This window comes from Leptospira kmetyi serovar Malaysia str. Bejo-Iso9 (assembly GCF_000243735.2).
Lineage (GTDB): Bacteria > Spirochaetota > Leptospiria > Leptospirales > Leptospiraceae > Leptospira > Leptospira kmetyi.
The window spans coordinates 183162-194196 of the sequence record NZ_AHMP02000003.1 but is presented as its reverse complement, the minus strand read 5'-3'; the positions used below and the strand labels follow the sequence as shown (position 1 = coordinate 194196).

The 11035-nt window shown below is 45.4% G+C and carries 5 protein-coding genes and 1 pseudogene; 2 read left to right on the top strand and 4 right to left on the bottom strand.

Annotated features, from left to right (window positions below; all coding sequences use genetic code 11):
• Positions 1-229 precede the first annotated feature (229 nt).
• Together LEP1GSC052_RS03330 and LEP1GSC052_RS03325 are read left to right on the top strand one after the other, a co-directional pair.
• Complete coding sequence (locus tag LEP1GSC052_RS03330; RefSeq protein WP_010574417.1) at positions 230-1804, top strand: FAD-dependent thymidylate synthase; 1575 nt, start codon at positions 230-232, stop codon at positions 1802-1804.
• Positions 1805-1858: 54 nt separating this feature from the next.
• Positions 1859-3040: a M20 metallopeptidase family protein gene (locus LEP1GSC052_RS03325; protein ID WP_010574416.1), complete on the top strand. Its 1182-nt coding sequence runs from the start codon at positions 1859-1861 to the stop codon at positions 3038-3040.
• Positions 3041-3089: 49 nt separating this feature from the next.
• Here LEP1GSC052_RS03325 and LEP1GSC052_RS03320 read toward each other — a convergent pair whose 3' ends face one another.
• The 4 genes and pseudogenes from LEP1GSC052_RS03320 to LEP1GSC052_RS03305 form a co-directional block, all read right to left on the bottom strand.
• The gene (locus LEP1GSC052_RS03320; protein ID WP_010574415.1) at positions 3090-5699 is read right to left on the bottom strand and encodes a SpoIIE family protein phosphatase; all 2610 of its coding nucleotides are present in this window, start codon (positions 5697-5699) and stop codon (positions 3090-3092) included.
• A 754-nt stretch (positions 5700-6453) separates the two neighbouring features.
• Positions 6454-8511, bottom strand: a pseudogene (locus LEP1GSC052_RS03315) (SpoIIE family protein phosphatase); the annotation flags it as partial.
• A gap of 193 nt (positions 8512-8704) precedes the next feature.
• Positions 8705-9994, bottom strand: coding sequence for an aminopeptidase P N-terminal domain-containing protein (locus tag LEP1GSC052_RS03310; RefSeq protein ID WP_010574413.1), 1290 nt, complete (start codon positions 9992-9994; stop codon positions 8705-8707).
• On the bottom strand, positions 9991-11022 hold the full coding sequence (locus LEP1GSC052_RS03305) for a glycosyltransferase family 9 protein (protein WP_010574412.1): 1032 nt from the start codon (positions 11020-11022) through the stop codon (positions 9991-9993). The genes LEP1GSC052_RS03310 and LEP1GSC052_RS03305 overlap by 4 nt, the downstream gene beginning before the upstream one ends.
• Positions 11023-11035 lie beyond the last annotated feature (13 nt).

Genomic DNA, 11035 nt, shown 5'->3' with positions numbered 1-11035 from the left:
AAGACCGATCGGCCACAGAAAGGAAATTTACGGGAGATAGAGCGAAGTCCGGGTTAAAAAAGATCCTTCGATTAGCAGTTCTCCCGATTATTTCGCTTCTTAAAATCAGCGACTCACTTCCTAGGAAGTTCGTCAGGTCGCTCGATATCCAAAAAAAGAGTTTTCTCCGAACTTTCACCCCTCAGGATAGTTCTACACGGGACATAGTCCGTCCCGCCCGGAGACCCCGATGTTAGCCCAAAAACCGATCGTTTCACTTCTGGATCATAGCAAGGATCCGTTCAATCTCGCTATCGCGACGGCCAGAACCTGCTATTCATCCAAGGGAATCCTACTTCCTTCCGACATGACCGCGTCGGAAAAGTCGATCGAGATCCGGGATCGCGTAGCCAAGTCCACCAAAAAGGCCGGACATCTTACGACGCGTCAACATCCGCAATTCATCTTTACCCTCGACAAGGTCTCGAGACAATTCGTTTGGTCCTTTTTACATTCTCACCCGTTTTACAACTCCGAACAGGTTTCCCAAAGATATGTGGAAGTCAAAAAGGAGAATTACTACGTTCCGTCGGAACTCAGCGGAAAGCTGTTGGAACTGTATCTCGACGCAGTGGACTTCGCAAGTCAGGCGTATTTTACTTACACGGAAACCTTACATCCTTACATCCAAGAAGAATACTTCAACATATACAAGGCCCGCGCGAATTATCCCGATAAGTGGCAGGCGCCGATCAAAAAGAAATGTCTAGAAGTGGCACGTTATCTGCTACCGCTCGGAACGTATACGTATCTCTATCATTCCATCAACGGTCTGACCCTTCATCGTTATTACAGACTGATGAACTCCTACGACGTTCCCGAAGAACAAAGAGCGGTCGTTACGGAGATGGTCGATCAGGTTCGTTCGATCGATCCTCTTTATGCCGACGAGATGGACGATCCGATTCCTCTCGAAGAAACCACGGAATATAAATACTTCGATTCCATGTTCGGTTCGGGCAAACGCGAATATCATCCCGAAGTAGCGTCCGCTTTCGTAAAAGAATTCGACGACGAACTCGGAGGAAGATATTCCAAACTCGTTTCTCATTCTTCGAACGGCCCGGAAATTCTCGCACAATCGGTTCGATCCATATTAGGAATTCCTAAATCGTCTTTGAACGATCAGGACGCGATCGATCTCGTTTTGAATCCGGCTAAGAATCGACATCTTACTTCCACGTTGAACGAAAGTTCGATGAGCCCGATCACAAGAGCGCTTTTTAACGTTCAATATTCTTTTCAAAAAAGAATTTCGCACACCGCGGACAGCCAGGATCAGCGTCATAGAATGGTGCCCGGCGGAAGACCGGTTCTCATGTCGCAATACGCGGGAAAACCGGATTACATCACTCCTCTTGTGGTTCAAAAATATCCCGAACTCAAAGAGAAATACGACTCCGCATTGAATCAGATTTTCGAAAAGTTGAATCGTTTTCTCGACGCGGGCGGTTCTCCCGAATACGGAACCTATCTTTTGCCGAACGCGTTTCCGATCCGTTTTTACGAAAGCGGAGATCTTCTCAATCTTCATCATAAGTGGAGATCCAGAACCTGTTACAACGCTCAGGAAGAAATTTTCCAAGCCTCCGTAGACGAACTTACGGACGTGATGAAGGTTCATCCTCAGATCGCGAAATGGATCAAGGCTCCGTGTTGGGTTCGTCTTCAGGGAGAGGTCAAACCGTATTGTCCCGAAGGGGATCATTACTGCGGAACCCAGGTGTGGAAACGCGAATTGTCCGAATATTCCAGGGTCATTTGAGTTTCTAAAATTCTTTCCGAAAACCGTTCCCAAGGGTAGAATGGTCCAAGTAGTATGAAACTCACAGTGAACCCGGGCCGAACCGAAGAACTCATCCGTTACAGAAGACAGATCCACAAACATCCCGAACTTCGTTACGAGGAAAATCAAACCTCGGGGTTCGTGATCGATCACTTAAAACGACTCGGACTTTCCTTTCAGGATAAGATCGCGCAAACCGGCGTTGTCGCATGGATCGATTCCGGCAAACCGGGAAAAACGCTTCTCGTCCGCGCGGACATGGACGCGCTTCCCATCTTCGAGGAATCTCATAAGGATTATAAATCCGTTCACGACGGCGTTATGCACGCTTGCGGTCACGACGCGCATACTTCCATTCTGATGGGACTCGCTACGGAAATCAAAGAGGATATCAAATCCATTCTTCCCAAGGGAAAGGTTTTGCTCGTGTTTCAACCCGCGGAAGAAGGCGGACAAGGCGCGGACAAAATGATCGAGGAAGGAATATTAGAAAAGTATAAAGTAGACGCGGCCCTCGCTCTTCACGTCTGGAATCATATCCCGGTCGGCAAGGTCGGAGTCGTGGACGGTCCGATGATGGCCGCGGTCGACGAGTTCACGATCAAAATTTCCGGAATCAGCGGCCACGGCGCCATGCCGCAACACACGGTGGATCCGATCGTGGTCGGCGCGCAGATCGTAAACGCGTTACAAACCATCGTTTCCAGAAACACCGATCCTCTCGATTCCTGCGTCGTTACCGTGGGAAGTTTTCACGCGGGAAACGCGTTTAACGTGATCCCCGAGACCGCGGAACTCAAAGGAACCGTAAGAACGTATTCCAAAAAAATGTTCGAAGAAGTTCCCGGTAAATTGGAAAGAGTGGTGAACGGAATCGCGTCCGCTCTCGGAGCCAAAGTCGAAATTCATTACGAAAGAACGAACCAACCCACGATCAACGATTCTCATATGGCGAACGTGGTCCGCAAAGCTTCGCTTAACATTTTAGGCCCGGGAAGCGTAACCGAAGAGAACACGAAGTCCATGGGCGGAGAGGATTTTTCCGCGTTTTTGATGAAGGTTCCCGGTTGTTATTTTTTCGTGGGTTCCATGAACGAAGCGAAAGGTTTTGTCCATCCTCATCACAGTTCCAAGTTCGATATAGACGAGGATTCTCTTTCGATCGGACTCAGCGTTTTGAAGGAAGCGATCCGGATTTATCTCGAAGAAAATTAATCCGACTTAGGTTAATCCAACTTAAGGTTCGTGTTTTAAAACCTAAGGTCTAAGCGATTCCCGCGCTCGTATTTCCGATCGCCCGTTTTACCGCAAGTGCGTGTTCGTATTCGGGCGTGATGTCGAGCGCGCGACCGACCAGTTCCTCAGCCAATTTAAAGTCCTTCAACATACGATACAAATCCGCGAGATTCACCAGGTTTCGGATATGATCCGGTTCCATGGAAAACAGCTTTTCTCCGATCGCAACCGCTTCGGCGTAGTTCTTGTTGACCTTGGCGCAATACGAAAGATAATACAGATATTCGGATTGTTCCGGTTTGATAAACAGAAGACGTTTGAAACAATTCTCCGCGCGCACGAATTGTTTTTCCTTCAGGTAACTTTTTCCGAGAAGCCATAAGGATTCCTCGTCCGCAATTCTAAGCTTTTGCGCGTTTTCCAAAACGGCGATCGCCTTCGAATATTCGTTCGTTCTTAGAAATTCCTTTGCGGATTTCAATTCCTTACGAAAATAATCCTCTCCATACGAATTCCCGTTTTCCAAAACCGGAATATACGAAATCTTTAATAAAGTAAAATCGTCCGTCAATTCTCCGTGTTCGGAAATACGAACGTGAATCTCATTCAAATCCGCGTCGGCCTCTTCCACTCTTTTTAAAAAAGCGGTTTCGTCCTCGTTTAAAATCCGCGAATCTCCGTCCATTCCCAAAAGAATATCGTCTCTTCCGTCCGAACCGAGAATCAAAACGTCTCCGTTCTCCATCTGAAATTCTTTGACGGAAAACAGTGTTTCGTTGCCGGGAATTCCGAGCTTCCTCAGATCCAACTCGTCCTCTATAAAACTCGCCTTTTTATCCCGATATAAAACCGCGTTCGGATGTTCCGCGTTGATAAAAAGAAGTCTTCCGCTTTCCTCTTCCACAAGACCGAGAATCGCCGAGATATACATGGAACCGTCAAAGGATTCGAAGATACTTTGTAATTCCTGGAAGGCTCGTTTCAACCATAACTCGGGTGTTAAAAGATTCAATTCGGTGTTGATCGTTCGCGCAAGAATGGAATTGAAAACCGTTCCCATTACGAGCGCGCCTCCCGCGCCTTGGATGGATTTCCCCATCGCGTCCCCGTTGACAAAGGCCGCATAACGCGTTTCTCCGAGTTTGACGTTTCCGGAAATATTGATATCGCCCCCGATCTCGTAGGTTCGATTCTTAAACTCGAAAGACTTTTTCTGTTTTGTGTAAAACTCGGTTTTGATCACCGAACTTCGGTTGTGGTTCGTTGAAAGAGGATTGATCAACAAAGACGTGAGAAAGTAATCCGCGTCTTGTTGAACCTTTAGATTCTTCACCTCGGTCAGAGTGTCGTTCAGTTCCCGAGTTCTTTGGATCACTTTTTTTTCCAGATCCTCGTTGAGTTCTTCCACGATCTGATTCAGACTTACGTAACGATTGGCGAGAATGGTCGCAACGCTCAGGATAAAAACGAAAAACGCATAAACGAGAAGTCTCGGAAAAAGAATGACGTTTCGAGTCGTCAACGCGTCGATCGTGGACGCGATCACCACGATCAAAACGGCGATCAGAATCAGAAGCGCGTCCTTTTCCTTTTCCATAAGACGTTTGACCAGATAATACAACATGTAACCGACGTAGGGGAGATACAACATCTGAACGACGTGTTTGTTCACCTGACTAAAAAGATTTACGTCGTTCGAGATCAGATAAAAACAACCGATCAAAATAAAGATTACGTCCAGAACGTTCGTAACGGCGGCCTTCGGAAACTTGAAGTAGAACCGGTTGAACCGATACGCCACCGGCATCAAAAATGCGACCGCAATATATTCAATTTTCTTTAAGTATATAAGTTCGATTCCGAGATCGTATTTGGTCTGGTTTCTTAAAAACTGATATATTACAAGAAGAACGGTGAACAAACCGTAGTAAAAATTCTCCTTACTGGATCTTTTTCTCAGATAAAGAAACAAAAAGAAAAATCCGACCGTGGAATACACGATCAAAAAACCGAGCTTCAGATATTCTCCGTCGTAAAAATCCTTATATACGAGAAACGCGTTTCCGATCTCGGTTCGATCCTGTTCGATCCCGAGTTTTTTCGGAAAAAATCCCTGAACCTTTACGATCAAAAGATTCTCCCCTCCTTTTACGATCAACTCGGTCGGAATGGAGTACACTCGAATCTTATCGTAGGCTTGGGGCCTGTCGACTTCTTGAAAGTTTCCCGTCTTTCCGATCAGAACTCCGTTCAGATACGTTTCGTCCTTATCCGAAATCGCGCCGAGCCGTACGGCGAGCCCGGCGACGGACCAGGATTTGGGAGCGATGAATTTTTTAATGAGAAATGCGGTCTTGGTGTTCGGATCGGAATCTTTCAGGATATAAATTCCGGGGATCTTATGTTTTACGGTTCGGAAGTTCTGCGTTTTGTTTCCGTTTAAGTAAGATTTGGAAAAAGCGACGGGGTCGAGCGGATCGAGGCTGACTTCCCAACCGTAAAGTTCGGTGGAGTTTAAACTCGTTACGTTTTCAAAGGATTCAATTTTTTGAATGGACTCCGAAGAGACTTCTCTTGCAGTCAAAAAACAAAAAAGCAAAACAAGAGCGAAAATAACCTTTAAACGAAAACCCGACATTCTATCTATCTCCCACAAAACGCGACTCAAAAAGAATCCTTCGAATCCTTGAACGAAATCGAGGACTCGATTTTAAAATTCGCTTGAAAGCTCCGCTCGGACGATGCTAAGCAGAAAGTCGTATTTGCGAGAAAATATTTATCTACAAACGTTCGGTGTGTTTTTATGGAATAGAAACGTTCGCTATTGTCATAAATTTCGAGTCCGTTCTAAGGACAATCAGAAATTTATTAATCGGACGTGAAAGAACGAGGAGTAAGTTTTAGTTTCCGGACTCGAGTGAATTTTTTACCTGGATGGCTTTTGAGTTTTCGGGATCGATCAGAAGAGCCTTTCGAACGAAATCGATCGCACGATCTTGAATATTCAAAATTTTATATATATCTGCGAGATTGATCAGATTCCGAACGTAATCCGGATCGCGGACAAAGGCCCGCTCCCCGATCTCGGCGGCCTTTTGATAGAACTTGAGCATCTTATAACAAAGAGACGAATGATACAGATAATCGGCGGATTCCGGATTGATTCCCGTCAAGGTTTCCCAGTAACCGACCGATTTCGCGTAATCCTTTTCCTTAAGATAAAATCTTCCTAAAATCTTGAGAACGTGTTCTCCCTTTCGATTCATTTCAAGCGCCTGTTCCAAAAGTTCGAGTCCTTCCCGAATCCGATTGTTCTGCAGATAAGAAGTTCCCTTTTTTAGAATCTCTTCGTAGGAATCTGAATTCTTTCGAGGATTGAAAACGTCCGCACGTTCCGGATGATAGGTGATCTTCAAAAGCGTAAAGTCGTCCACGAGCGCGCCGAACTTTAGGATTTTATCATATACGGCCCGAAGATCCGCAGAACCCTCTTCCACTCTTTTTAGAAATTGATTCTGATCCTCGTTGATGATTCTATCCTCCGCGTTCCCGATCAAAAGATCGTCCCTTCCGTCCGAACCGATCACAATCGTATCTCCGGGAAGCATCTGAAATTTTTTGATCGCGAGATGCAGTTCGTTATCCGGAATCCCGATCTTTCTCAGAGTCAATTCCTCTTCGATATACGAAGCGACTCCGTCTCTGTATAAAACCGTCCAAGGATGTTCCGCGTTGATATAATACAGAAGACCCGAATTCTCCTCCACCAAACCCAAAACGATGGAGATATACATGGAACCGTCGAAGGATTCGAAGATCTTTTGAAGTTCGAGGAACGCCTCTTCCAACCACTTCTCCGGACTTTTGTTTCGTTGAGCGGGAATTCCCGATCGGGTAAGAATGGTGTTGAATACGGTTCCCATCACGAGCGCGCCTCCCGCGCCTTGGATGGATTTTCCCATCGCGTCTCCGTTGACGAAAACGACGTATTTTTTTCCGTTCAATTCCACGTTACCCGAAATCAGAATGTCTCCTCCGATCTCGTAGGTCTTATTCTTAAACTCGAAGGATTTTTTCTGTTTCGTATAAAATTCGGTTCGAACGACTTCGCTCGTATTCTTATTGGAGGAAAGAGGATTGATCAGAAGCGAAGTCAAAAAATAATCCGCGTCCTGTTGAATCTTAAGACGATTGACCTGCTCCAGCGAAAGTTTCAATTCTTCCGTACGCTGTTCCACTTTTTTTTCGAGATCCTCGTTGAGTTCCTCCACCTCTTCGTTCAAACGAACGAACTTATTGGCGAGAATGGTCGCGATGCTTAGGATAAAAAAGAGAAACGCGTAACCAACGATTCTCGGAAAAACGATCACGTTGCGCGCGCCGAGCGTGTCCAAAACCGCCGCGAGCGTAGTCACGACCACTCCGATCAAAATGAGAAGCGCGTCCCGATCCTTCGTCATCATGCGGCTGATCAGAAAATACAGAACGATTCCAACGTAAAGAATCCAACCGTATTGAACCACGTGTTTGTTTAGAATATTGTAATGGATTACGTTGTTGGAAAGGACGTAAAAAAGCGTAAAACAGACATAAACCGCGTCCAAAACGTTCAAAAGGAAGTTTCTCGAATACTTAAAATAAACCCGGATGAAATTCGCGAAAATGGGAACCAAAATCGTCAGAATGATATATTCCAACTTCTTCATATAGATGAATTCGATTCCGAGATCGTATTTGATCTGATTTCTCAAAAATTGATAAACGACAAGAAGAATGGTGAAAAGACCGTAGTAAAGATTCTCCCGATCGGTGCGTCTTCGAACGTATAAAAAAAGAAAATAACCTCCCACGGTCAGATAGATCATCAGTAAAAGAATCTTAACGTATTCGGCGCGGAGAAATTCCCTTTGCATCAAGGAAGCGTCCCCGATCGCGGTTCGATCCTGTTCGATTCCGACTTCCCGTTTGAAAAACTTTTTTACTTCGACGACGAGAATGTTCGTCTCTCCCTTTCGGATGAGTTCGTTCGGAATCGGATAGATTCGAATCTTATCGTAGGCTTGCGGATAAACCGAATTCATATCGCCCGTCGCGCCGATCAAAACTCCGTTGAAATACGTTTTGTCCTTATCGGTCAGAGTTCCCAGACGAACGGCGACGGCCGTCGTTTTCCATTCTTTGGGAGCGATGAATTTTTTTACGATGGTTACGGTTTCGATCGATTCGTCCGGAAGTTTGTAAACGCCCGGAGCTTTATAAGGCTCGAAACGAACGTTCGAATTCTTTTTGCCGTTTAAAAACGAGTAGGAAAACGAAACGGGATCGATCTTTTGTAAGGCGATCTCCCAGTTATGATCGCGGGTCGAATCCAAACTGACCACTTCGTCTAACGTGGAAATCGTTTGAATCGTTTCCGAAAAAATCGGGTTTGTAATCAAAAAGACGAATAATAACGAAAGGTAATAGAAGAACAATTCTTTCAATCCCCAAGAAACGATACAACTAACGTTTCTCCCGGTTTCGACAAGGAAAAAAAGAAAATTTTGGGAAACTTACAAGTCGTTTAATAAAATAGGAATCTTTTTCTAAGCGTTTTTAGAACGATCGAAACGCAAAAGATGCGGAACGTCTTAAAAACTTCGATCAATTCTTTCTTGCTTCGATCTCGTCCACTTCTTTGGGAATCATCGACGTCAGATTCACGGGACTTGCACCTTGTACGAGAACGTCGTCTTCGATTCGGATTCCGATTCCGCGAAACTTTTCGGGGATTTCAAGATCGGTCGGATCGAAATAAAGACCGGGTTCGATCGTGATCACTTGACCGTTCTCCAGTTTTTTGGAGGAACCGTTTTGATAATACGTTCCCACGTCGTGAACGTCCATACCGAGATAATGACTGGTTCTATGCATATAATATTTTTTGAATGTTCCTTGTTCCAAAATGGAATCGACGGAACCTTCCAAAAGACCGAGATCCTTTAAACCCTCCACGAGAGTTTTTACGGCTTGGTTGTGGATCGCGACGAATTCTACGCCTTCTTTCGTGCCAGCAACGGCTTCTTTCTGAGCTTTTAAAACGACTTCATACACCGCTTTTTGTTCGGGTGAGAATTTTTTACCCACTGGAAAATTTCTCGTAACGTCCGCGGTATAATATCCTTTTTCCGCTCCGCTGTCCACAAGCACGAGCTCTCCGTCCTTCAACTGACAGTTGTTAGACGTATAATGAAGAATCGTAGCGTTCTTCCCGCCCGCGACGATATGTCCGTAACCGCCGCCCCAGGCTCCGTGTTTGAGATATTCGGATTCGAGAATCGCTTCGAGTTCGTATTCGAACATTCCGGGTTTCGATTCGCTCATCAATCGTTCGTGACCGAGCGCCGTGATTCTCGCGGATTCCTGTAAAGCCGCGATCTCGGAAGGAGATTTGAACATTCTCATCCAATGCAGAAAATCGGGATTTTCGATTCTTCTCGGACCGAACTTACCTTCTCTGGATCTTTGATTGAGGGAATGAATCCATTCGATGAGTTTCGTATCTCGAACGAGATTCCTTCCGAAAAAATGAAACAGAGTGTGTTGATTGACGAGAATTTCGTCGAGTTTGGATTCCCATTCGGTCGTATCGAACGTTTCGTCGAGATTTAAAAGTTCCTTGGCCTTTTCCTTTCCGATCCGAATTCCGGTCCAGATCTCCTTTTCCTTATCCTTCGGAAGAACAAAGATCGCTTTATAAGAATTCTTTAATATTAAAATACCGTCCGCCTCGTCGAAGCCGGTTAAATAAAAGAAGTCCGAATCCTGACGGAATTTATAATCGACGTCCCGGTTTCGGATTAAATGAGAGGCCGCAAAAACGATCAGAACCTCTCCTTCTTTGAGTTTTTTTTGGACTTCCGAGATTCTTTCCTGATAAACGTTGCGATTCATTTTGAATTTCCTTTTTCTAATTGGACTGCGGTTTCGAACATTTTGTCGATGTCCTGTTCCATCATACAACGAAAATGTCCTTCCGGACAAACCCTTCCTCCGTGGATTCCGCAGGGACGACAATAAAGTCCCGCGATCTCCGAGATAAAGGAAGCATCCGCAAGAGGAGTATAACCGAAGTCCGGAACGGTCGCGCCAAAGACGGCTAACGTGGGAATGTTGAACGCGGACGCAAAATGAATCGGGGAAGAATCGTTGCTGACCATCAACGCCGCCTTGGAAACCAAAAACGAAAGTTCGGGAAGATTGGTCTTACCCGCAAGATTGATTCCGAAACCGGCGCCGACTTCTTCGCAAAGATCCACGTCGGCCTTGGAACCGATCAGAACCACCTTCTTACCGGTTTCCTTTGCGAGACGTTCGCCCAGACTTCGAAACTTGAAAGCGGGCAACCGTTTCGTTTCCCAAACGGAACTCGGCGCGAGCAAAATAAAGTTTCCGGTTTCGAGACCGCGTTCCTTCATCAGAACGCGGACGCGGAAGACGGATTCTTCCTTCCAAAAAAGTTCGGGACGTTTTGGTATATTAGAATATTCTTCTTTTCTGTATAAGAGCGAGAATAGTTTTTCGACCTCGTGCATTCCTTTTATGGGTCTCGGAACTTTTTGGGTCAACAAAAACGAAAACCCCGCGGACTCGTAACCGATTCTCACCTTGGCGCCGCTCGCAAATCCCATCAGCGTGGAACGAAACGAAAAATGGGGAAGCAGACAAAGCGTATAACGTTCTTTCCTAAGACCCCACAAAAAGGAAAAGAATTTCCAAAGCGATTTTTTGAATTCCTTTTTATCCAAAGGAATCAACCTGTCTATATGAGGATTGGCTTCGAGTACGGACTCGGTTCCTTTGTTGACCACAACCGTAAGATTCGAGTTCGGATATTTCTTTTTGACTTCCCGAAAGAAGGAAGTCGTTAGGATCAGATCCCCTAAAAACGCGGTCTGAATCAGAAGTATTTTTTCGTTCACTGTCAAATTCCGT